At 48.0% G+C, this 23,412-nt stretch carries 21 protein-coding genes and 1 other RNA gene; 19 read left to right on the forward strand and 3 right to left on the reverse strand.

The features are described from left to right. Positions 1 to 60 precede the first annotated feature (60 nt). Complete coding sequence (locus BBEV_RS02860; RefSeq protein WP_069364097.1) at positions 61 to 1,569, reverse strand: phytoene desaturase family protein; 1,509 nt, start codon at positions 1,567 to 1,569, stop codon at positions 61 to 63. A gap of 173 nt (positions 1,570 to 1,742) precedes the next feature. After that, the gene (locus BBEV_RS02865) at positions 1,743 to 2,294 is read right to left on the reverse strand and encodes a methyltransferase family protein (protein WP_069364098.1); all 552 of its coding nucleotides are present in this window, start codon (positions 2,292 to 2,294) and stop codon (positions 1,743 to 1,745) included. A 265-nt stretch (positions 2,295 to 2,559) separates the two neighbouring features. Here BBEV_RS02865 and trxB point away from each other — a divergent pair, with 265 nt between their 5' ends. The 5 genes from trxB (at position 2,560) to BBEV_RS02890 (ending at position 7,123) form a co-directional block, all read left to right on the forward strand. Next, positions 2,560 to 3,516 carry a thioredoxin-disulfide reductase gene (gene trxB / locus BBEV_RS02870; RefSeq protein WP_069364099.1) on the forward strand — a complete coding sequence of 319 codons (957 nt, stop codon included), beginning with the start codon at positions 2,560 to 2,562 and terminating at the stop codon, positions 3,514 to 3,516. A 436-nt stretch (positions 3,517 to 3,952) separates the two neighbouring features. After that, entirely contained in the window at positions 3,953 to 4,852 is a 900-nt protein-coding gene (rapZ, locus tag BBEV_RS02875) for an RNase adapter RapZ (protein WP_069364100.1), read from the forward strand. Then, positions 4,849 to 5,799 carry a gluconeogenesis factor YvcK family protein gene (locus BBEV_RS02880; RefSeq protein WP_069364101.1) on the forward strand — a complete coding sequence of 317 codons (951 nt, stop codon included), beginning with the start codon at positions 4,849 to 4,851 and terminating at the stop codon, positions 5,797 to 5,799. The genes rapZ and BBEV_RS02880 overlap by 4 nt, the downstream gene beginning before the upstream one ends. A gap of 40 nt (positions 5,800 to 5,839) precedes the next feature. Then, the gene (whiA, locus tag BBEV_RS02885; RefSeq protein ID WP_069364102.1) at positions 5,840 to 6,781 is read left to right on the forward strand and encodes a DNA-binding protein WhiA; all 942 of its coding nucleotides are present in this window, start codon (positions 5,840 to 5,842) and stop codon (positions 6,779 to 6,781) included. Positions 6,782 to 6,865: 84 nt separating this feature from the next. Continuing rightward, entirely contained in the window at positions 6,866 to 7,123 is a 258-nt protein-coding gene (locus BBEV_RS02890; protein ID WP_069364103.1) for an HPr family phosphocarrier protein, read from the forward strand. Between the two features lie 166 nt (positions 7,124 to 7,289). Here BBEV_RS02890 and clpP read toward each other — a convergent pair whose 3' ends face one another. Then, on the reverse strand, positions 7,290 to 7,883 hold the full coding sequence (gene clpP, locus BBEV_RS02895; RefSeq protein WP_069364104.1) for an ATP-dependent Clp endopeptidase proteolytic subunit ClpP: 594 nt from the start codon (positions 7,881 to 7,883) through the stop codon (positions 7,290 to 7,292). A gap of 290 nt (positions 7,884 to 8,173) precedes the next feature. Here clpP and rpoN point away from each other — a divergent pair, with 290 nt between their 5' ends. The 14 genes from rpoN to ssrA all read left to right on the forward strand — a co-directional run bounded on the left by rpoN (position 8,174) and on the right by ssrA (position 23,401). Then, positions 8,174 to 9,514 (forward strand): RNA polymerase factor sigma-54, encoded by a 1,341-nt coding sequence (gene rpoN / locus BBEV_RS02900; RefSeq protein ID WP_232318349.1) that lies wholly within the window; start codon positions 8,174 to 8,176, stop codon positions 9,512 to 9,514. Positions 9,515 to 9,693: 179 nt separating this feature from the next. After that, positions 9,694 to 10,719, forward strand: a complete 1,026-nt coding sequence (locus tag BBEV_RS02905; RefSeq protein ID WP_069364106.1) for a sugar-binding transcriptional regulator — start codon at positions 9,694 to 9,696, stop codon at positions 10,717 to 10,719. A 122-nt stretch (positions 10,720 to 10,841) separates the two neighbouring features. After that, a complete protein-coding gene (gap, locus tag BBEV_RS02910; RefSeq protein ID WP_069364107.1) occupies positions 10,842 to 11,849 on the forward strand; it encodes a type I glyceraldehyde-3-phosphate dehydrogenase in 1,008 nt (335 codons plus the stop codon). 135 nt (positions 11,850 to 11,984) lie between these two features. Next, a complete protein-coding gene (locus BBEV_RS02915; protein ID WP_069364108.1) occupies positions 11,985 to 13,169 on the forward strand; it encodes a phosphoglycerate kinase in 1,185 nt (394 codons plus the stop codon). A gap of 28 nt (positions 13,170 to 13,197) precedes the next feature. Continuing rightward, positions 13,198 to 13,956: a triose-phosphate isomerase gene (gene tpiA, locus BBEV_RS02920; protein WP_069364109.1), complete on the forward strand. Its 759-nt coding sequence runs from the start codon at positions 13,198 to 13,200 to the stop codon at positions 13,954 to 13,956. Beyond that, positions 13,949 to 15,487, forward strand: coding sequence for a 2,3-bisphosphoglycerate-independent phosphoglycerate mutase (gpmI, locus tag BBEV_RS02925; protein ID WP_069364110.1), 1,539 nt, complete (start codon positions 13,949 to 13,951; stop codon positions 15,485 to 15,487). Before tpiA ends, gpmI begins: the two co-directional genes overlap by 8 nt. Before the next feature lie 72 nt (positions 15,488 to 15,559). Beyond that, on the forward strand, positions 15,560 to 16,846 hold the full coding sequence (gene eno, locus BBEV_RS02930; protein WP_069364111.1) for a phosphopyruvate hydratase: 1,287 nt from the start codon (positions 15,560 to 15,562) through the stop codon (positions 16,844 to 16,846). Positions 16,847 to 16,977: 131 nt separating this feature from the next. Continuing rightward, positions 16,978 to 18,033, forward strand: a complete 1,056-nt coding sequence (locus BBEV_RS02935) for a Gfo/Idh/MocA family protein (RefSeq protein ID WP_069364112.1) — start codon at positions 16,978 to 16,980, stop codon at positions 18,031 to 18,033. 67 nt (positions 18,034 to 18,100) lie between these two features. Continuing rightward, entirely contained in the window at positions 18,101 to 18,331 is a 231-nt protein-coding gene (secG, locus tag BBEV_RS02940; protein WP_069364113.1) for a preprotein translocase subunit SecG, read from the forward strand. A 118-nt stretch (positions 18,332 to 18,449) separates the two neighbouring features. Beyond that, positions 18,450 to 19,181, forward strand: a complete 732-nt coding sequence (locus BBEV_RS02945; protein ID WP_069364114.1) for an alpha/beta hydrolase — start codon at positions 18,450 to 18,452, stop codon at positions 19,179 to 19,181. 24 nt (positions 19,182 to 19,205) lie between these two features. Continuing rightward, positions 19,206 to 19,961, forward strand: coding sequence for an alpha/beta hydrolase (locus tag BBEV_RS02950; protein ID WP_069366573.1), 756 nt, complete (start codon positions 19,206 to 19,208; stop codon positions 19,959 to 19,961). 32 nt (positions 19,962 to 19,993) lie between these two features. Further along, positions 19,994 to 22,348, forward strand: coding sequence for a ribonuclease R (gene rnr, locus BBEV_RS02955; RefSeq protein WP_069364115.1), 2,355 nt, complete (start codon positions 19,994 to 19,996; stop codon positions 22,346 to 22,348). A 103-nt stretch (positions 22,349 to 22,451) separates the two neighbouring features. Beyond that, positions 22,452 to 22,919, forward strand: a complete 468-nt coding sequence (gene smpB, locus BBEV_RS02960) for an SsrA-binding protein SmpB (protein ID WP_069364116.1) — start codon at positions 22,452 to 22,454, stop codon at positions 22,917 to 22,919. A 114-nt stretch (positions 22,920 to 23,033) separates the two neighbouring features. Further along, positions 23,034 to 23,401, forward strand: a transfer-messenger RNA (tmRNA) gene (gene ssrA / locus BBEV_RS02965). The last annotated feature ends 11 nt before the right edge of the window (positions 23,402 to 23,412 follow it).

Below are 23,412 nucleotides of genomic sequence, written 5' to 3' on the forward strand. Positions count from 1 at the left end.
TACGGGATTTTTGCGATCAAACAGATTGGTTGTCAGAGCCGGTATCGCCGCCGCTGTCCTCTATTTCTTGACGGTATCAGTCAGCTGTTCACTGATCAGATCCGCCGTCAGCTGACCGCTCAACGTGACCATCGGTACACCGCCGCCGGGGTGTGTGCTGCCCCCGGTGAAATACAGCCTGTCATAAATCTTGCTCTTGGCGGGGATCTTAAATCCGCCGTTGGTCGCTTTGTTGGAGGCAATGCCGTAGATGGAACCGCCGTTTGCGCCGTAGAGTTCTTCGAGGTCATCCGGCGTGAACCGGTATTCGAACTCGATGCTGTCGCGAAGGCCGGTCATTCCCATCCGTTCAAGTTTATCAAGCACCACTTCCCGGTACTCGTCCCAGTCCGTTTCGACTTTCTGGAGCGTCTTCGGCGGAACGTGGGTGAGGACAAACAGATTTTCTTTGCCCTCCGGTGCCTGCCCTGGATCTGATTTACTTGAGATGCCGATGTATACGGTCGGATCCTCAGCCGGAATACCTTCATCGTAAATCTGTCTGAACTCTTTCTCCTGGTCTTCAGAAAAGAAGAAGTTATGGTGTGTCGTCATATCGAATGTCCGGTCTGTACCGAGCAGTAAAACGAGTCCGGATACCGTTGGTTCATAGGTTTTCGACAGCTTCTTTGCCTCTTTTTTCGCAGGGCCCTTTTGCGGCAGGAGGGTCTGGTAAGCCGGAATGGCTTCCAGGTTCGAGACGACGAGGTCCGCCTGATGGAAGGAACCATCTGCAGTCACTACCCCTTTTGCCTCGCCATTGTCCACATGAATATGAGCGATTGGCATGTTTGTTGTCACGGGCACACGCAGCTCAGCAAGAAGTTTTTCCATGCCTTCTGCGATCCCATACATGCCGCCTTTGACGTAATGAATGCCCAGACCGAGCTGCACGTAAATGAGCTGGTTCAAAATAGCCGGAGACTGATAAGGATTGGAACCGACGTACATGACGAAAAAATTGAACAACTGTTCAAGGTGGGGGTTGTCAAAATATTTTTTCGTATGATCTGCCACGGTGTGAAAGGGGTCCATCGCCATCAATTCTTTGAACTGATGGAGTTTCCGGAATTCATTCAACCCGGAGATGCTGGTCTTATAGAAACTTTTCATACACAGCTGATACATCGACTCGGAGTAGGATAAAAACTGAGAAAATGATGCGCCGGCATCCGGGGCAACTTTGCCCATCTCCTGGATCATATCCGGTAAATCGCCGGTAACATCGAGGCTGGTGCCGTCTTCGAAGAACGTCCGCCACTGCGGCTCGATGCGTTCAATCGTCATATAATCTTCTACGCGGCGATGCACCCGCTCAAATAACTGATCAAGTACCCACGGCATCGTCAAAATCGACGGACCCGTATCAAACGTAAACCCCTTTCCGGAACGGCGGTTCAATTTACCACCCAGATTCTCATTTTTTTCGAACAGCTCAACGTCATACCCTTTCCCTTTCAAGGAAATGGCTGCCGATAAGCCGCCGAGTCCTCCACCAATGACAATCGCTTTCGTTTTCTTTCTTTCCATGTCTTTACACCTCCAGAATTATTAAAACAGCTGCTTTCACGTATCGTTTTTCTTTATGGGACTGTTATCGTTCATTGTTCATTTCTTACGCTCACGGCGGACGCCTGCCACAGGAGTCGCCCGCGGATCGGCTCATTGCAACGATCTTCAGTAACACACTGTATGAAAGGAAACTAATAGATAAACGGGATCAGCCGGTAGCGGCTTTTCATCCATTCTTGATACCGGATGCCAAATGCCTGAATCAAAAGGGTTTCTTCTCCTTTAATCCGGCGGATCAGCGCCGGCAGAGCCGTGAAGAGAACCAGGATGCTCGCAAGGATGCTTCCTGTGTAAAGAGTGAAGCCCATGACCGTAAAAAGCAGCCCGGAATAAAGGGGGTGACTCAGGATCCGGTAGGGTCCTGTACCGACCAGGGTATCCCCGTCGCGCACCTGAACGTCTCGGGTGAATTGTCTGCCGAGGTGGAGAATGCCCCAGTACCGAAGCATAATTCCGCTACCGTAGCAAAACACACCCGCGCCTTGAATAACGGCTGCTTCATATGTCCAGAAGGCAAATTCCCTGGTCACTGCAGCCGTGAAAATGACGAGCAAAACCGATGTCAGGATCAGCGGAAAGGAACGCTTTTCGTCGCCCTCAGCTTTTGAGCGGCTTTTGAAGAACAAAAATTCACCGATCCATACTGCTGTAAAAAGAATGATCATCCAGTCAGCCCAGTTCATAAATGGCCCCCTCAGTAAAATTTGGAAATGAACATTGAACTTTACCCGAATTTACAAGTTCTTAACCTGAAGGCTCGACAAAGTGTGTTAAAATAAGGGGGAAGGCATTGACGTTGACAAAGTGCTCTCAGTGCGTTAATATACCTAGTAGGGTATACGGGCGGCGGCTTTTCTGAGCAGGAAAGTGGACGAAGTTGGCCGTTATCTATATGATGAATTGAAGATTGATTGTAATTTTTAAAGATTCCAAGGAGCGTGAATCCCAATGAGCGAAGACAAAATTTATGACGTAGTGATTATCGGCGCCGGACCTGCAGGTATGACAGCCGCAGTATACACGTCACGGGCCAATCTGGATACTGTGATGATTGAACGGGGCATGCCGGGTGGACAGATGGCGAATACGGAAGATGTCGAGAACTATCCTGGTTATGACAGCATTCTCGGACCGGATCTTTCCCAAAAGATGTTCGAGCATTCGCGTAAGTTTGGTGCCGAATACCAGTATGGTGATGTCAAAGAAGTGATTGATGGAAAAGAATACAAAACGATCGTAACAGGCAGCGGTGAAATAAAAACCCGTGCGATTATCATCACAACCGGTGCGAAATACAAGCACCTGAATGTTCCGGGTGAACAGGAACTGAGCGGGAAAGGTGTTTCATACTGTGCGGTCTGCGATGGTGCATTCTTTAAAGAGAAGGAAATCGTCGTTGTTGGTGGTGGCGACTCAGCAGTTGAGGAGGCCGTCTATCTGACACGATTTGCTTCAAAAGTGACGATTGTTCACCGAAGAGATGCACTGCGTGCACAAAAAATTCTGCAGGATCGTGCATTCGACAATGACAAGATCGAATTTGAATGGAACCACGTTGTGAAAGAAATTAACGAAGAGAATGGAAAAGTCGGAAGCGTCACTCTTGAAAATACGAAAGACGGTTCCACAAAAGAATTCAAAACCGATGGGGTCTTCATCTATATCGGCATGTTACCGATCAATGAGCCATTCCTGAATCTCGGGATTACGAACGAAGAAGGCTATATCGAGACAAATGGCGATATGGAAACGAAGATTCCTGGCATCTACGCTGCGGGTGATATTCGTGACAAGCACCTCAGACAGATTGTCACAGCAACAGGAGATGGCAGCATTGCCGGTCAGAATTCCCAGCACTATGTGGAAACTCTGATGGAAGAACTGAAATCGGCAGAAAAGGTGTGACCGAAAAAGAAGGGGAACCCCCTTCTTTTTTTGTTCATCAGAATGTTTAAGTTTGCCAAAGGATTGAAGTATCAGTGCAACCCGGTTTTTCATCAAAGCTTCCATGATCAGCCGCTGTGTCACCTGCGGAAAATAACCGCTTTCATAAACTGTATTACACTTTTAAATCGTCTGTTATATAAATTGAAAATGCGTTTTGATTCAAGGAATATAAATCGTAACGTCCTCTTAATTCATCTGTAACACAGGTGAAATAGAAACGCGTTATGATAGAAATAGTAATTGACCCCCTTTTTATTTATATTTTCTGCACGGACGAACGATGTCCGTGCTCTTTTTTTTGTGCAGGATTGGTTATGAAACAAAAGATGTAGTATACTTAGCAAAAGAACTGTTACATGTGTTCTAGTACCCTGACGGTTAGGAGCGTTGCCGCATGAACGAGAAAACAACGGGTCATTCAACCATTGATTTAGTGATCATCACCGGGATGTCCGGAGCGGGGAAAACCGTTGCCGTGCAGAGCTTTGAAGATATGGGTTACTTCTGTGTAGACAACCTGCCACCCGCGCTGATGCCGAAATTCATCGACCTTGTGGAAGGATCCGGTGGAAAAATGAATAAAGTGGCATTGGTCATCGACCTGCGGGCACGTGAATTTTTTGACCATTTATTCCAGGCCATCGACGCCATGTCCTTGGAATCCCACGTATCTCCGCGGATTCTGTTTCTCGATGCCGAGGACGGGAAACTGGTTTCAAGATACAAGGAAACAAGACGAAATCATCCGCTTGCTGACGGTGGCGGACCTTTGGAAGGCATCCAGGCGGAGAGAGACATGCTCGATGAAATGAAGGGACAGGCTCAGACGATCATTGATACAACCGATATGAAGCCGCTCCAGTTGCGTGAGCGGATCATTGAACAGTTTTCCAGTGGAGAAACCGATACGTTTTCGATTCATCTGCTGTCATTCGGCTTTAAGCACGGTATTCCGATTGATGCGGACCTGGTTTTTGATGTCCGGTTCTTACCGAATCCGCACTACATCGATCATATGCGCTCCTTAACAGGACTCGATGATGAAGTGTACAATTATGTGTTGAAATGGAATGAAACCAGAATGTTTATCGACAAATTGGATGATTTGCTGCAGTATATGGTCCCGCAGTACCAGCGGGAAGGGAAGCAGCAACTGGTGATCGCGATCGGCTGTACCGGAGGGAAGCATCGTTCAGTGACCCTGGCTGAGTATTTCGATAAAGTATTCTCGAAGATGGACTATCAAACCTTTGTCACTCATCGTGATATTGAAAAAGGGCGAAAAGAAGGATGAGTCTGAATAAAGCGAAAGTCGTTGTCATCGGGGGAGGCACCGGCTTATCCGTATTGCTCAGAGGACTGAAAACATTTCCTGTAGATATTTCGGCCATCGTCACGGTTGCTGATGATGGTGGCAGTTCGGGAAGGCTCCGGGAAGAATTGAATATCCCCCCACCAGGAGATATCCGCAATGTCCTGGTGGCTTTGTCTGAAGTGGAACCGTTATTTGAAGACTTGTTTCAGCACCGCTTTGATCAAGGCGCAGGGCTGAGCGGTCATTCGCTTGGGAACCTTCTCATCGCTGGGATGAGCTCAGTGATGGGCGATTTTTCAAGAGGGGTACAGGAGATCAGCCGGGTGTTGAATGTCAAGGGCACGGTGATTCCTGTGTCAAACCAGCATTTGACACTCCATGCCAGGTTTCGGGACGGGAGCACATGTGCGGGTGAATCAAAGATTCCTTTGATCGGAAAACCCATTGAGCGGGTTTATCTTGAACCCGCTAACCCGATACCAAGCTCGGAAGCCATTCAGGCACTTGAAGAAGCAAACCTGATCATTTTGGGCCCTGGCAGTCTTTATACCAGTATTATTCCAAATTTGATGGTTCCGGGGATTCGTGAAGGGCTGATGGAATCCAAAGCACCAAAAGTCTATATCTGTAATGTCATGACCCAACCAGGAGAAACGGATGGGTATACCGTCGGAGATCATATTCAGGCGATTGATGATCATCTTCAGGCAAAAGTCATCGACTCGGTGATTATGAACACACAGACCATTCCATTCTCTTACCGTGAACGGTATATGGGGGAAGGCGCCGAACCAGTTGCGATTGATCAGGCGAGACTTGATGAGTGGAAGATTAGAACAATCGATGATGAATTATTATCCTTTGAGAACGAGCTGCTCCGGCATAATGCCATCAAATTGTCCCAACGGCTATTGTCTTTGATGTAGGCATTGTGAACGCAGCAGCAGGTGGGGGTGAAAGAGAACGATGTCATTTGCTTCAGTAACAAAAAAAGAATTAACGCAATTGGATTCTGATGATTGCTGTGCAAAAGCGGAACTTGCGGCAATCATCCGGATGAATGGATCGGTTCATATCCGGAATATGCAGATATCTCTGGATGTGCAGACTGAGAATGCCGCGATTGCCAGAAGAATCTATACGTTGTTAAAGAAAATTTATCAGGTACACGTCGAACTTCTCGTCCGGAAAAAGATGAGGCTGAAGAAAAATAATGTGTACGTTGTGCGTATTGGTCGTGAGGCGAGAAACCTCCTGGAAAATATGAAAATTGTTGATGAATCTTTTTCGTTTACAAGGGATATTGATAGGGAATTGGTAAGAAAAGACTGTTGCAAACGGGCCTATATCCGCGGGGCTTTTCTTGCGGGCGGGTCGGTCAATCACCCGGATACGTCCTCGTATCACCTTGAAATCTTCTCCTTTTATGAAGAACATAATGAATCGCTTTTGCAGCTGCTTGATTATTTTGGGATTAAAGGCAAATTGATCGAACGGAAAAAAGGATTCGTGCTCTATTTGAAAGAAGGCGAACGGATTAGTGAATTCTTGAATGTTGTCGGTGCGCATCAGGCACTGCTGAAATTTGAAGATGTCCGGATTATGAAGGATATGCGGAATTCGGTTAACCGGCTTGTAAATTGTGAAACAGCAAACTTGAATAAAACCGTGGGCGCCGCCATGCGTCAGGTGGAAAATATTAAACTGATCCGCAACACGGTGGGCATAGATGCATTACCTGAACGTCTGCAGGAAATTGCTGAAAAACGTTTGGACCATCAGGATATATCACTCAAAGAACTAGGTGAAATGCTCAAGGGGAACGTCAGTAAATCCGGCGTCAATCACAGAATGAGGAAAATTGAGGAATTTGCAAACGAAATCCGGGCAGGAAAGCGTACAAGCTGATACGTTATTTCCTGTCCGTCAGAACTGAAAGCGTTTAAACGACCAGGCAGAGTAGATGACAATAAACCAGAGAGGATGACGAATATGATCGAGAGAACAGTTACCGTGAATCGGAAAGCAGGTTTGCAGGCGAGGCCTGCAGCACTTTTTGTACAGGAGGCAAACCGGTTTGCCTCAGAGATTTTTATCGAAAAGGATGGTAAAAACGTCAATGCAAAGAGCATTATGGGGATCATGAGCCTGGCTGTAGGAGCCAATAAGGACGTGACCTTGAAAGTGGACGGGCCGGATGAGGAAGATGCAATCAATGCACTGGTGGCTTTTGTGGAGAAAGAAGAATGAGTGATTTTGAACAGCGATAAAGAAACCCTGTTTTTCGCCAAGCTTTACTGGCGAAAGCCTTCGTTGCCATAGACTCCAACCCTGTAGCGAACTTCAACATTCCTGTTCCGTATGAAAAAAGATCCGAACCCAACACAGCGGGCTCGGATCTTTGTTATTCTATTGCTTATTTTGAATCCGGTGTCTTGTCCATGACTTCATCGATCAGACCATACTCTTTTGCTTCAGCCGCACTCAGGAAATTGTCCCGGTCCGTGTCTTTTCGAACGGTCTCGATATCCTGACCCGTGCGCTCTGCAAGAATCCGGTTTAATTTTTCTTTCATTTCCACGATTCGTTTTGCGTGAATTTCAATATCAGAGGCCTGCCCCTGGGTTCCTCCGAGCGGCTGGTGAATCATGACTTCACTGTTGGGCAGTGCATAGCGTTTACCCGGCTCGCCGGCGGTCAAGAGAAAAGCACCCATGGAAGCTGCCATACCGATGCAGATGGTTTGTACTTTCGGTTTGATAAACTGCATGGTGTCGTAGATAGCCATGCCGGCAGTGATCGAACCACCTGGACTGTTAATGTAAAGTGAAATATCTTTGTCCGGGTCGTCCGCTGCCAAAAACAGAAGCTGGGCGACAATGGAATTTGCCACGTTGTCGTCAACCGGTGTACCAAGCATAATAATACGGTCTTTCAGAAGACGTGAGTAAATGTCATACGCACGCTCGCCGCGGTTTGTTTGTTCAATGACTGTAGGGACTAAGTTCATAATGTTACTCCTCCTTTGATTTACCTGTTTCATTCAGATTCGATTTCATCACAGAGTAAGTTGGCTTAACCATGTCTGTATCTGCAAGTTCATTTTACACTTAAAGGTCAATGAAGGTCAAATAGGAATGCTTAAAAGATATACACTACGAACCATAACCTGAAATCGCGTGATTTAAACCTGAAATACGTCCGGAAATCTTTCAGGGTAGCCCCACCATCCTGATCCATCATGTATAATAAGAGGCAAAGCTCATTGAATGACATGGAAGGAGGCGATGAGAGTTGAATATGGACTACGGATTACACCAGCATCAGTCCATGAAGCTTGTCATGACAACTGAACTCAGGCAGGCGATCACGATGCTGCAATTCTCCACGCAGGATCTGACTGATTATCTGCACGAACAGCAGCTCGAGAATCCACTCATCGAAATCCGCGATCCGGTGATGTATGAAGAAGTCACCCGGAGAGAAACAGCCGACTCCTTTCGTCAACTCGATCGCAACTCAGGTCAGAAACGCCAGGAAACCAATGTGACAGCACTGGATTATCTGACTGAACCGGAGGAAGGATTAAAGGACCACCTCTTGCATCAGATCCGGATGATGGACGCTGAAAACGAAACGAAGCAAGTCATGACATATTTGGCACTGAGCCTGAACGAGAATGGGTACCTCGAACATGGGACGGACGTGTATGCACAGGAATTGAACGTTTTGGAAAAACGGACAGAGCACGCTTTGCAGATGCTTCAAACTCTGGATCCTCCCGGGATTGCTGCAAGAAATCTCACGGAATGCCTCATGATCCAACTCACTCAATTGGCGACGAAAGATCCGCTTGCAGAAGCGGTGGTGGCAGATCATCTCGATCAGCTTGCTGAGCGGCAGTTCAAAAAAATTGCGAAAGCACTGGACGTGGGTGTTGAAGACGTCGAGGCGGTAGCCGATTTTCTGAAGACGCTGAACCCGAAACCCGGTGCGAGCTTTCATTCTGAACCGGCCGAGTATGTCGCGCCGGATGTTCATGTGATTGACGTGAACGGCTCGTTGCACGTCAAGCTTGCAGAAAACCACCTCCCCAAGCTGACGATGAACAAGCAGTACGAACAGTTGCTCAGCGATGGCGGATCTGAAGTGGCTCACTATATGAAACAAAAGCATGAGCAGTTCCAATGGTTGAAAAAAAGCATCCGGCAGCGCCAGGAGACGATTTTAAAAGTGACAGAAGCGATCGTCCGCCATCAGGAAGCTTTTTTCCTTCACGGTGCAGAGTATCTGAACCCGTTGAATTTAAAGACCATTGCCGAAGAGCTTGATATTCATGAATCAACGGTTTCGAGAGCGACGAGCAAAAAGTATGTCCAGTCTCCCCGCGGTTTGTATGAACTGAAGTATTTTTTCAAAAGCGGGATTGCCGGTTCAGACGGTACGGGGGATTCGGCAGATAAGATCAAAGTGAACATGAAGCGTCTCATTGACGAAGAAGAGAAGAAAAAGCCATTGTCAGATCAAAAACTGGCGGAATTATTGGCATTGAAAGAGATTCATGTATCCCGCAGAACCGTTGCGAAATACCGTGAAGAGCTGTCTATCCCCTCATCATCAAAGCGGAAACGATTCTCTTGACCAAATTTGCACTTGATTTGAAGAGCTGTAATTGATATGATGAATGTGCAGATCATTTGCTGCACTAGTTACATATTGATGATCGTTCTTCTTTTTTATTCGGGTGGGACGTAAAATGTCTATAAGGGACAACAATCGTCCCTTTTCAATGAAGCCTCATTAACAAAGGAGTATGCCCGATGAATATGGTCCTGGATTTACAAAAAAAATTGCTCCCGGACTTAATTGACATACTGGGCAGGCGATATCGGATCCTGCGCTACATTCGACTGATGCAACCCATCGGCAGACGCTCTTTAGCGTCAAACATTGAGATGTCTGAAAGAGTGCTGCGAAGTGAAGTCACTTTTTTGAAAGAACAGGGACTCGTCGACTTTCAGACAATGGGGATGACGCTGACAGAAGATGGACAGGATGTTTTGGCTCAGCTTGAAGTTGTCATGAAAGAAGTTTTTGATGTCCGCGCAATGGAAGAGGAACTGACTGCAAAGCTCGGGGTCAAGGAAGTCCATATCGTACCAGGTGACAGCGATGACTACCCATGGGTATTAAAAGAGATGGGGCGCTCGACAGTGAATGTGATCAAGCGGCATTTGCTTCCTGAAAAGAATACAATCGCCGTTACCGGTGGCCGGTCCATTGCCAACGTGGCGGATATGCTGATCCCGGATACCGACCTGAAGGAAACGCTGTTTGTCCCTGCAAGGGGCGGACTTGGTGAGCAGGTTGAGAACCAGGCAAATACGATTTGTGCCACAATGGCCCGTAAAGCCATGGGACGTTACCGATTACTGCATGTCCCCGATCAGCTTGGACGAGATGCTTATGAGTCCTTGATCTATGATCCGATCATTAAAGAAATTCTGGAACTGATCCGCTCGTCGACGATGGTTGTTCACGGCATCGGTGAAGCGATGGCGATGGCTGAGCGGCGGAATTCGAGCGATGAGGTGCTTGAGAAGCTGAAAGAAACTGAGGCAGTAGCAGAGGCATTTGGCTATTATTTCAATGCAGATGGTGAGATCGTCCATAAAGTGTTGACGATCGGTCTTCAACTCGAAGATCTGAAGAATATCCCGACGGTGATTTCCGTCGCCGGCGGACGGACGAAGGCAAATGCCATTCGTGCCTATCTGAAGCGAAACCCGAATCAGGTATTGATCACCGATGAAGGCGCAGCAAAAGAAATGTTAACAAAATTGTAAGTTTATTATTTTATTCTAACGAGAATAATAGTAAGTGTATGTGATTTCAGGAGTTTCCTGAAAGCTTGTGAAACTCTTTGAATATAAACTTTGTTTGACTATCTTAAAGGAGGAATTTGATTATGGCTACAAAGATTGGTATTAATGGATTTGGACGTATTGGACGGGTAGTATTCCGCGAGGCACTATCTAACCCGGATGTTGAAGTTGTTGCAGTCAATGATTTGACAGATGCAAATATGCTCGCTCACCTCTTGCAGTATGATTCTGTTCACGGCAAGCTTGACGTAAAAGTTGAAGCAAAGGGTGAGAACCTGATTGTGGATGGCAAAGAAATTGCCGTTACAGCAGAAAAAGATCCTGCAAACCTGAAGTGGGGCGAATTTGGCGTTGAAATCGTCATCGAATCCACTGGGATCTTCACGAAGCGTGAAGCGGCAGCGAAGCACCTTGAAGCAGGCGCGAAAAAGGTTATCATTTCTGCACCAGCCAATGGCGAAGACAAGACCGTTGTTATGGGTGTTAACCACACGGACTACGATCCGAAAAACCACCATGTGGTATCAAACGCATCCTGCACAACGAACTGCCTGGCGCCATTTGCAAAAGTACTGCATGACAAGTTCGGCTTGAAGCGCGGTATGATGACGACGATCCACTCCTACACGAACGACCAGGCAATCCTGGATCTTCCTCATAAGGACTACCGTCGTGCACGTGCAGCTGCTGAATCCATCATCCCGACAACAACAGGTGCTGCAAAAGCTGTTGCACTCGTATTGCCTGAACTCAAAGGCAAGTTGAACGGTGGCGCGATGCGTGTACCTACACCAAACGTATCCCTGGTGGACCTCGTAGCTGAGCTTGATAAGAACGTAACCGCTGAAGAAGTCAATGCAGCATTCAAAGAAGCCTCTGAAGGTGAAATGAAAGGCGTGCTCGGATACAGTGAAGAGCCACTCGTATCACGCGACTACAATGGCAATAACTACTCTTCCACTGTGGATGCACTTTCCACAATGGTCATGGAAGATAACATGGTTAAGGTCATTTCATGGTATGACAATGAAACAGGCTACTCTGCACGTTGTGTAGACTTGGCTGCTTACATGGCGAAACAAGGCCTGTAAGCCGCTCAACAAGTAAGAATTGAATAGCAGCCTGAGAAGGAAAGGAGGCGGGCACGTGTCCTGTCTCCTTTTTTCTGTTGCTGAAATCACGATAACCACATGAATATTGTATCCAAACCAAGGAGGACTGTTCTAATGAATAAACAATCCATTCGCGACATTGATGTAAAAGGAAAACGTGTCTTTTGCCGAGTAGATTTCAACGTACCGATGAGTGAAGGGGAAGTCACAGATGACACCCGTATCCGTGCAGCAGTGCCAACCATTCAATTCCTGGTCGAGAAAGGTGCCAAAGTCATTCTCGCAAGCCACCTGGGGCGCCCGAAAGGCGAAGCGGTAGATGATCTCCGTCTCGATCCTGTAGCAAAGCGTCTGTCGGATCTGTTACAGCAGGAAATTTACAAAGTAGACGAAGTGGTCGGAGCTGACGCTGAAAAAGCAGTAAATGGTCTTGAAGAAGGCGACGTCGTTCTACTTGAAAACGTCCGTTTTGAAGCTGGCGAAGAGAAGAATGATGCTGAACTTGCCGGTAAAATGGCGGCACTTGCTGATGTGTATGTCAACGACGCATTCGGTGCAGCACACCGTGCACATGCATCCACAGAAGGCATTGCGAAACACATTCCTGCAGTAGCGGGTCTCCTGATGGAGAAAGAGCTTGAAGTACTCGGCAAAGCAATGGCAAATCCGGAACGTCCTTTCACAGCCATCATTGGCGGTGCGAAGGTCAAAGACAAAATCGGTGTGATCGATAACCTCCTGGATAAGGTGGACAATCTGATCATCGGTGGCGGACTTGCTTACACGTTTATCAAGGCGAAAGGGTATGAAATTGGAACTTCCCTTGTCGAAGAAGACAAATTGGATCTTGCACGACAGTTTATGGAGAAAGCAGAGAAAAACAACGTCAATTTCTATATGCCGGTAGACGGTGTGATCGCGAAAGAATTCGGTGCGGATGTGGAAGCGTCCGTTGTCGACATTGACAGCATTCCTGCCGATCACATGTCACTAGATATCGGACCGAAAACCCTCGAACAGTATGAGAAAGTGATTGCAGATTCCAAACTGGTTATCTGGAACGGGCCGATGGGTGTATTTGAATTTGAAAAGTTCGCTGCAGGAACAAAAGGTGTTGCAGTAGCACTTGCGAAAGCAACGAATGCCTACTCTGTCATTGGCGGCGGCGATTCGGCTGCAGCCGTTGAGAAGTTCGAACTCGCGGATAAGATGAGTCACATTTCAACAGGCGGCGGCGCTTCCCTCGAATTTATCGAAGGAAAAGACCTGCCTGGCGTATTGGCACTGAACGACCGGTAACTACTTATACCCAACAGGAGGGGATCACATGAGAAAACCAATCATTGCAGGAAACTGGAAAATGAATAAAACAAAGTCTGAAGCAGTCGAATTTCTTCAGGCGATCAAAACCGCAGTCCCGTCTGCTTCTAAAGTAGACAGCGTTGTCTGCGCGCCTCATCTCTACCTTGATGCACTGGTGCAAGAAGCAGCGGGAACCGATGTTTTCATCGGTGCACAAAACATGCATTTCGAAGACAGTGGTGCATTCACCGGTGAAACAAGCCCGATGGCGTTGAACGATCTCGGTGTAAGCTACGTTGTAATCGGCCACTCTGAACGCCGTGAACTTTTCGGCGAAACGGATGAATCCGTAAATAAGAAAACCCACGCTGCATTCAACCATCGCATGACACCAATCGTTTGTGTTGGTGAAACATTGGAAGAGCGTGAAGCAGATAAAACGAATGATATCGTAACCGTTCAGGTGAAAGAAGGCCTCAAAGGTCTTACCAATGACCAGGTCAAGGAAACCGTGATTGCCTATGAACCAATCTGGGCAATCGGAACAGGAAAAACAGCGTCATCAGCAGATGCGAACGAAACGTGCGGCGTGATCCGTCAAGTTCTTGCGGATGTATTTGGCCAGGACGTAGCGGATGCCGTAAGGATCCAGTACGGCGGCAGCGTAAAACCTGCGAACATTAAAGAACTTCTTGATCAGTCTGATATCGATGGCGCCCTCGTTGGCGGAGCAAGCCTGGAAGCAGAATCTTATTTACAGCTCGTGGAGGCTGGCAATGAGTAAGCAGCCTCGCGCACTGATTATTCTGGACGGCTATGCGCTTCGGGACGAAACCGAAGGCAATGCCGTTGCTCAAGCGAATACCCCGAATTTTGACCGGTACTGGAACCAGTATCCGCACGCCACATTAAAAGCTTCCGGGCTTGCGGTTGGACTTCCGGAAGGTCAAATGGGGAACTCCGAAGTCGGACACATGAATATCGGCGCAGGCCGCGTTGTCTATCAAAGCCTGACAAAAGCCAACCTGGCTATTAAGGACGGTACGTTTTTCGATAATGACGTCTTTAATCAGGCCATCCAGCATGTGGAGGATAAAGATTCTGCCCTTCATCTGTTCGGACTGCTCTCTGACGGTGGCGTACACAGTCACATCAAGCATCTTTTCGCACTTCTTGAGATGGCCAAGAAAAAAGGCCTGAAGAAAGTTTACGTCCATGCCTTTCTCGATGGTCGTGACGTTGGTCCGACGACGGGAAAAACGTACGTCGCCCAGCTTGAAGAGAAGATGAAAGAACTGGGTGTCGGCGAAATTGCCACACTGCAGGGGCGTTACTATGCCATGGACCGTGACAAGCGCTGGGAGCGTGTGGAGAAGAGTTACCGCGCCATGGTCAATGGTGAAGGGGAAACGTTCAGTGATGCACTGAGTGCCCTTGAATCGTCTTATGCATCGGATGTGCACGACGAATTCGTTTTGCCGACGGTGATGACGCAGGCAGATGGCAAGACGCCGGTTGCTACACTTCGGGATAATGATGCCGTGATTTTTTATAATTTCCGCCCTGATCGTGCGATTCAATTGGCACAGGTGTTTACGACAGAGGCGTTTGATGGTTTTGACCGCGGAGTCAACTTTCCGAAAGATCTGTACTTTGCATCGCTGACAAAATACAGTGACGCAGTCAACACGCACATCGCCTACCCGCCAACCAGTCTCGATAAAGTGCTTGGCGAAGTGGTGGCCGATGCCGGCATGAAGCAGCTGCGCATCGCTGAAACAGAAAAATATCCGCACGTGACGTTTTTCTTCAGCGGTGGCCGGGAACAGGAATTTGAGGGCGAAACCCGCGTCCTGATCGATTCACCGAAGGTCGCAACCTATGATCTTCAGCCGGAAATGAGCGCATACGAAGTGACGGATGCACTGCTCGCTGAAATCAATAAGGATGAGCACGACATGATCATCCTGAATTTCGCCAACCCGGACATGGTCGGTCATTCCGGCATGCTTGAGCCAACCATCAAAGCGGTGGAAACCGTCGATGAGTGCCTTGGGAAAATTGTGGATCTGATCCATGAAAAAGGCGGCGAAGCCATCATCACAGCAGACCACGGAAATGCGGATATGCTCGTTGATGAGTTGGGTGGACCGATGACGGCTCACACAACCAATCCGGTACCGGTGATCTTGACGAAAGATGGTGTGAAACTGAGAGAAGACGGTGTTCTTGGTGATCTTGCACCAACGATGCTTGAACTTCTTGGCGTTTCTCAGCCGGCACCGATGGATGGCAAGTCATTAATTAAAAAGTAAACTGTTCGTTTTAAAAAAGAAATTCAAGACAACATGTAAAAAGAACCTAAATTAAAAGGAGTGTTTTCGATTATGACAGTAATTACAGATGTTTATGCACGTCAAGTACTTGATTCGCGTGGTAACCCGACAGTAGAGGTAGAAGTTCACACAGAGAGCGGCGCATTCGGCCGTGCGATCGTACCAAGTGGTGCATCCACCGGGGAATACGAAGCGGTGGAACTTCGTGACGGCGGCGACGCCTGGATGGGTAAAGGCGTGACAAAAGCCGTTGAGAACGTCAACGAAGTCATCGCACCTGAACTCGTTGGTTTCGATGCATTGGACCAGTTGGGTATTGATCAGTTAATGATCGACCTTGATGGTACACCGAATAAAGCAAAACTCGGTGCCAACGCGATCCTGGGTGTTTCCATGGCGACGGCACGTGCTGCAGCAGAAGCACTCGGTTTACCGCTGTATGTGTATCTGGGGGGATTCAGCGCGAAGACCTTGCCAACACCGATGATGAACATCTTAAACGGTGGGGAGCACGCGGACAACAACGTGGACATCCAGGAATTCATGGTGATGCCGGTTGGTGCTGAAACATTCACAGAAGCGCTTCAGATGGGTGCTGAAATCTTCCACAACCTCAAGAAGGTTCTTTCATCAAAAGGCTATAATACAGCTGTAGGTGACGAAGGCGGATTTGCTCCAAACCTGAAGTCCAATGAAGAAGCATTGTCTACAATCATCGAAGCGATTGAAAAAGCAGGCTACAAGCCTGGCGAGCAGATTCAGCTTGCTATGGACGCTGCTGCTTCTGAAATTTATGAAGATGGCAAGTACCACCTGAAAGGTGAAGGACGCACACTCACTTCTGCTGAGATGGTCGACTTTTATGCTGATCTTTGCGAAAAGTATCCAATCATCTCCATTGAAGATGGCCTGGACGAAAACGACTGGGAAGGCTTTAAACTGATGACTGAGCGTCTCGGTGACAAAGTTCAAATCGTAGGTGATGACCTGTTCGTTACCAACACAGACAAGCTGTCCCGTGGGATTAAAGAAGGCATCGGGAACTCCATTCTGATCAAAGTAAACCAGATTGGTACCCTGTCCGAAACGTTCGAAGCCATTGAAATGGCAAAACGTGCCGGCTACACCAATGTGATCTCCCACCGTTCCGGTGAAACAGAAGACAGCACGATCGCTGACATTGCAGTGGCCACAAATGCCGGTCAGATCAAAACCGGTGCACCGTCACGAACGGACCGCGTTGCGAAATACAACCAGCTCCTTCGCATTGAAGATGAGCTTCAGTTCATCGGCCAATATGCAGGGATGTCTGCATTTTACAACTTGAACAATAAATAAGTACTACATGACCCCCTGTCTGTTTTATGCTGACAGGGGGTTCTTCTGTTGTCTGGCAGCTATTCGCTTTTTGACGTGGAAATCGCTATACTGTAAGCAGTTGGTAGTTGATGAGAGGAGAGGTGAACAGCATGAGTGCAAAGTGGAAAGTGGCGATCATCGGTCCCGGTGGTATTGCGAGTGGCGCGCATATTCCACATTACATGAGCGATCCCCGTACAGAAGTGGTGGCCGTCTGTTCCTACACGGAAGAAACGGCTTTATCCGCAGCAAAAGCATTTGATATTAAAAACAGCTTTACGGATGTCGATGACATGCTCAAAACCATCGAACCTGATCTGGTCAGTGTGTGTAATCCGAATGCGTTTCATCATGATGCCGTTGTGAAGTCGCTGAAGGCAGGCTGTCACGTACTCTGTGAAAAACCGCCGGCGACTTCGCCCTTAGAGGCGATGGAAATGGAACGCACGGCAAAGGAAACAGGAAAACATCTCTTGTATGCATTCAATCATCGTCATAATTTAGAGACGAAAGTGTTGAAGCGGGCAATTGAATCCGGGGAACTCGGCACGATTTATCATATGAACGTTACAGCAATGCGCAGAAGAGGTATCCCTGGCTGGGGTGTGTTCACGAACAAGGAATTGCAGGGCGGTGGACCACTGATCGATATCGGTGTGCATATGCTGGACCTGGCCATGTATCTGAGCGGGTTCCCGAAACCGGTGGAGGTGATGGGAGCGACCCACCAGCGTCTCGGAAAAAAACCGGGTGTCGGTCTTCTCGGGAACTGGGATCCCCAGGACTATACCGTCGAAGATCTTGCGACAGGCATGATTCGTTTTGAGCACGGCCTCACGATGAATCTGACTGCCTCCTACGCGGCGAATATCCGGAAGGATGAGCACCTCAATGTGGAACTTCTGGGCGATAAAGGCGGTGCAGAGACAGATCCGTTTACGATTTATCAGGAGAAGTACGGGTCGCTTTTTAATATGGAACCTGCCTACCTGGAGCAAACGGATACCCGTGACAGTTACGAACGGCAAATCGTGCATTTTCTTGATGTGGTAGACAAGAAAACGAGACCGATTATCACCCCTGGACAAGGAACGATGATTCAGCAAATCGTCGAAGCACTCTACACCTCTGCCAAAAGCAGGCAAGTTGTACGATTGTCCGAATAACCTTGCATCAAGGGGTCTGACGTGGTATATTCTATACAGGCTTAAGAGATGTGTGGAGGTGGAAAGTTTGCAAGCATTTGTGTCAGTATTGCTTGTTGTTGTTTCCATTCTGTTGATCGCAGTCGTGCTGTTACAGTCAGGACGAAGTGCCGGTTTGGCCGGAGCGATTTCAGGTGGGGCAGAACAGATGGTTGGTAAACAAAAAGCAAGAGGACTGGAAGCGGTGTTATCAAAAGTAACCGTGGTTCTCGGTGTACTGTTTTTTGTACTGACCCTCGTCGTTGCTTACTATATTTAATCTCATGGGAAACAGCAGGCCTGATGTCTGCTGTTTTTGTTTTTTTCAGGAGAAAAAAGGGAACAGTTGACTATCTTCATGTCTTGAACGAAGGCGAGTAGTCGGGGGAGGTGTTGTCATGATAGGCTGTTTAATTATACATGGTTTTGCCGGTACCCGTGACGAAATCACCGATGTCGAAAGGCATTTGAAAGCGAAAAACTGGCTTGTTTATACCCCGGAACTGCCGGGTCACACCGGCCTCAAAGAAGACCTGGCAGAGGTCACCTATCAGGAGTGGCTTGCCAAGGCAAAAGCAGGCCTGGAAGAACTTTTGCAGCGATGTGAAAAAGTCTATATCGTTGGTTTTTCCATGGGCGGTGTCATAGCAAGCTATCTGGCTGGCGCCTATCCTGTTGACCGCCTGGTTCTTCTTAGTCCCGCGGCGTACTACTTGAATCCGCTGCAGATTGTGCAGGACCTTTCCGGCTGGTTTATGGAAGGGATACGAGGAGAACTGAATGAGGATGAATATTACCAGTTGTACAGAGATAAAATCCGGAATACACCTGTGAAGGCGACGTTGGAATTTGCCAAGCTGGTGAAAAAAGTCCGTCCCCTGATCGATCGGGTAGAGGTCCCGACGCTGATTATTCAAGGGGATAAAGACGGAATGGTGCCACCCAAGAGTGCTGAATATATTTATCAGACCATCAGCAGCGAACAAAAAGAAATTTTTCATTTTCCAAATGCGAAACACTACATCTGGTACAGCGATGCGAAAGAAGAGATGTTCGAGAAAATCGATGCTTTTCTGGACCCGGATCGCTTTTTGGATGAACCATCAGAAGACAATCACACAACCGGTTGAAACGGAAAGGACGAATAAGACATGGTGAAAATCAATCAGCCAGAACCTTTTACATTCGAAGGAGGAAATCGGGCGGTCCTCTTGCTTCACGGCTTCACGGGCAATTCCGCCGATGTCCGCATGCTCGGACGCTATTTAAATAAACAGGGCTATACCTGTCATGCGCCACATATGCGCGGACATGGTGTACCTCCGGAGGAGCTGGTGAAGTATGGCCCGGATGACTGGTATGATGATGTGAAAGCGGCCTATCAGTTTCTCCTCGATCAGGGGTATGACGAGATCGCCGTAGGGGGCTTGTCGATGGGGGGTGTCATGAGTCTGAAGCTAGGAATGGAACACCCGGTCAAGGGCATTTTTCCCATGGCCGCACCGATGTTCACCCAGGGCGAGGAACGGATGCATCAGGGTGTTTTGCACTACGCGAAAGAATACAAACAGCTCAATGGCATGGGCGATGAGCAGGTTGAAAAAGAAATGAGAGCCTTTGAAGGCACCCCTTTGCCGACGATTCGTGCATTGCATACATTTATTGAAGGGGTCAGGCAGGATATAGATTTGATTTATACACCGACCCTGATTGCCCAAGGCTTAAAGGATGAGGTTGTCGATCCTGAAAGTGCCAGGTGGATCCATGATCATGTGGAAACGGATCAGAAGGAACTCTTCTGGTATAAAGAATCAGGGCACGTCGTCACGCTTGATCAAGAGAAAGAACAATTGCACAAAGACGTATACGCCTTTCTGGAAAAACTGGACTGGCAGGATAAATCAAAGTAAACATGTAAAAAGAGATAAGAGAGGAGCACGTTATGCGTGAACATTTACCGGAGAAAATTCTCCACTATTTAAGACACGATGCATCAAAACCGCAATCCGTCAAAGATCTGGAGGAACATTTTGTCCTCGACGGAGCAGAGGAATATAAAATCCTGATTCAGGTCTTAAACGACATGGAAGGCAATGGGGACGTCGTCAGAACCCGGACGAACCGCTACGGGGTGCCGGAAAAGATGGATCTGGTCCGCGGGGAAGTCATTATGAACCCCCGGGGATTTGCCTTCATCAAAACAGAAGAAGGCATGGATGATGTCTTCGTTCCTCCGACGGAATTAAACAATGCGATGAACAACGACCTGGTCATGGTGCGCTTAATGAGCAAGACAAGCGGTTCAAGACCAGAGGGAACGGTCATCCGGATCCTGAAGCGGGGCGTGACACAAACCGTGGGCGTCTACTCCGATGAAAAACATTACGGCTTTGTCATCAGTGATGACAAGCGGATTCCATCGGATATCTTCATCCCTAAGGGTCAGTCTTTGGGTGCTGTGAATGGCCACAAAGTTCTCGTGGAGATTACCAAATACCCTGAGGGCCGAAAAAGTGCCGAAGGCCATGTCGTCAACGTCCTCGGTCATAAGAATGATCCTGGCGTCGATATCCTGTCGGTGATTCATAAGCACGGTCTGCCGGGTGAGTTTAATGAAGAAACGATAGTACATGCTAACGAAGTGCCGGAAACGATAGCTGAAGATGACCTGAAAGGCCGCAGGGACCTGCGCGATGAAGTCATTGTCACGATTGACGGCGCAGATGCAAAAGACCTTGACGATGCCGTACAGGTGAAAACATTACCGAACGGCAATACAGAGCTCGGTGTGCATATTGCGGACGTATCCCACTATGTTACCGAAGACTCCCCGATAGACGTGGAAGCAGCGGAACGCGCGACGAGCTGTTATTTGACAGACCGTGTCATCCCGATGATCCCGCACCGATTATCCAATGGAATTTGTTCATTGAATCCACAGGTGGACCGGTTGACCCTGTCATGCACGATGGAAATCAATTCGGCAGGCGCAGTGGTGAATCATGACATTTTTGAAAGTGTGATCCGAACGACGGAACGCATGACCTATGATGCAGTGAAGGAAATTCTCGTGGATGAGAATCCGGAAACGAAGGAACGCTACAAAAACCTTGTACCGATGTTTCAAGAGATGGAAAAACTGGCAGAACGGCTCCGGCATAACCGTTTTGAGCGGGGGGCAATTGACTTTGACTTTAAGGAAGCGGAAGTTGAGGTGGATGAACAAGGCAATCCCACGGATGTGGTTATCCGGGAGCGGAGTGTGGCTGAGAAACTGATTGAAGAATTCATGCTTGCAGCGAACGAGACGATTGCTGAGCATTTTCACTGGATGAAGGTACCGTTTGTATACCGGATTCACGAAGATCCGGATGAAGAGAAACTGCAGACATTTCTGGAATTCATCACGAATTTCGGTTACACGGTAAAAGGCAAGGCCAATGCGATTCATCCAAGAGCTCTGCAGGAGCTTCTGGAGGAAGTCAAGGGCGAACCGGAGGAAGCGGTCATCAGCCGGGTCATGCTGAGATCCATGAAACAGGCCCGCTATGAACCGGCAAATGCCGGGCATTTCGGTTTGTCATCGGAGTTTTACAGCCACTTCACATCGCCAATCCGCCGTTATCCGGACCTGATTGTTCATCGTCTGATCCGGACCTATCTGATTCAGGGCAAAACGGATGAAAAGACGATCAATCACTGGCAGGAGAAACTGCCGGAGATTACCCGGCATTCGTCTGAGATGGAGCGCCGGGCAGAAGACGCTGAGCGTGAAACAGATGAGCTGAAAAAGGTTCAGTACATGGTCGACAAGGTCGGTGAAGAATTCACGGGTGTCATCAGTGGCGTGACCGGATTTGGACTGTTTGTGGAACTTCACAACACCATCGAAGGCCTCGTCCATGTGAGCTATCTGACGGACGACTATTACCATTATGATGAGAAGCAGTATGTCATGATCGGTGAACGCACAGGCAATGTTTTCCGACTGGGCGATGAGATCGATGTCCGCGTCATCAATGTGAATCTCGATGAACGAACCGTTGACTTTGAAGTCATGGGCATGAAACCGCGACAGGCGTCGAGGAAACAGCGGCCGAAAGTCATCGACGGCCAGAGTAAACCGAAGCCGTCAAACGGGAAGAACAAGAAACCTGAAGCGGCAAAAGCAACAGGAGAACGCGGTAAAGATGCTGAAAAGAAAAAGGCGGCAAAAAAGAGAAAACGAGGCAAAAAAAAGCCGCCATTTTACAGTGGCGCACCGAAAAAGAAAGCAAAAGATAAACCGAAAGAGTAATACGTGCTTTAACAGGGGCAGTCCGGTGGGAATTCCGGACTGTTCCACCGGTGCTTCTTCTGCTACACTATGAATAGCGACGTGATGAAAGGATGCAGCGATTATGGCAACATTCGACAGACCTATTGCCCAAAACAAAAAAGCCAATCATGATTTTCATATTGAAGAAACCTATGAAGCAGGGATTGTATTGACCGGGACGGAAATCAAATCGATTCGAAACCGGCGTGTCAATCTGAAAGATTCCTTTGCACGGATTTCAGGTGGCGAGGTGTGGCTTTCGAATATGCACATCAGTCCCTATGAGCAGGGGAACCGTCATAACCATGACCCTGTGCGTGCACGTAAACTGCTGATGCATCGAAAAGAGATCGACAAACTGGTCGGTATTACAAAAGAAAAGGGTTATACGCTGGTGCCGCTTAAAATTTATATTAAAAACGGAGTAGCCAAAGTGCTGCTTGGACTTGGCCGCGGGAAAAAGAAATATGATAAACGCGAAGATCTGAAACGAAAAGATGCGAAACGTGAAGTCGAGCGGGCGTTCAAAGACCACCAGCTGGGCCGCTGATAACAAGAGGTTCGGCGAATTGACGTTCGAGCCAGATATGTTATAATAGAAGTAATCGTTAAGGAAAATAGAATCAGATGACTGATTCCTTCATCCTTGGCGTCTCATCAACTTGGGGACGTTCTGGATTCGACAGGGATAGGTCGAGCTTAAGTGGCGAGCCGAGCTGAGTGTCCTCGTAAAAACGCTCACCTTGCCTACAGTTGGCAAACAAGATAACGATTTCGCTTTAGCAGCGGCGTAAAACCCCTGCTAGCGGTTCCACCCTTCATCGCCCATGTGAAGGAACTGGGACTCACTCTAAGTGGGATACGCAGAATTCTCACCACCTGAGGGAAGACTGAAGAGATCAATCAGGTTAGCCTCACAGACGCCTGTTCGTTGGCAGACGTGAAGGCGAAACGCTAATAAACGAACTACGCTCGTAGAAGCTTAAGTTACGTTATCTCTGGACGCGGGTTCGAGTCCCGCCGTCTCCACCATATTATCAATA

Source organism: Salisediminibacterium beveridgei (assembly GCF_001721685.1).
In the GTDB taxonomy this organism is placed as follows: domain Bacteria; phylum Bacillota; class Bacilli; order Bacillales; family Salisediminibacteriaceae; genus Salisediminibacterium; species Salisediminibacterium beveridgei.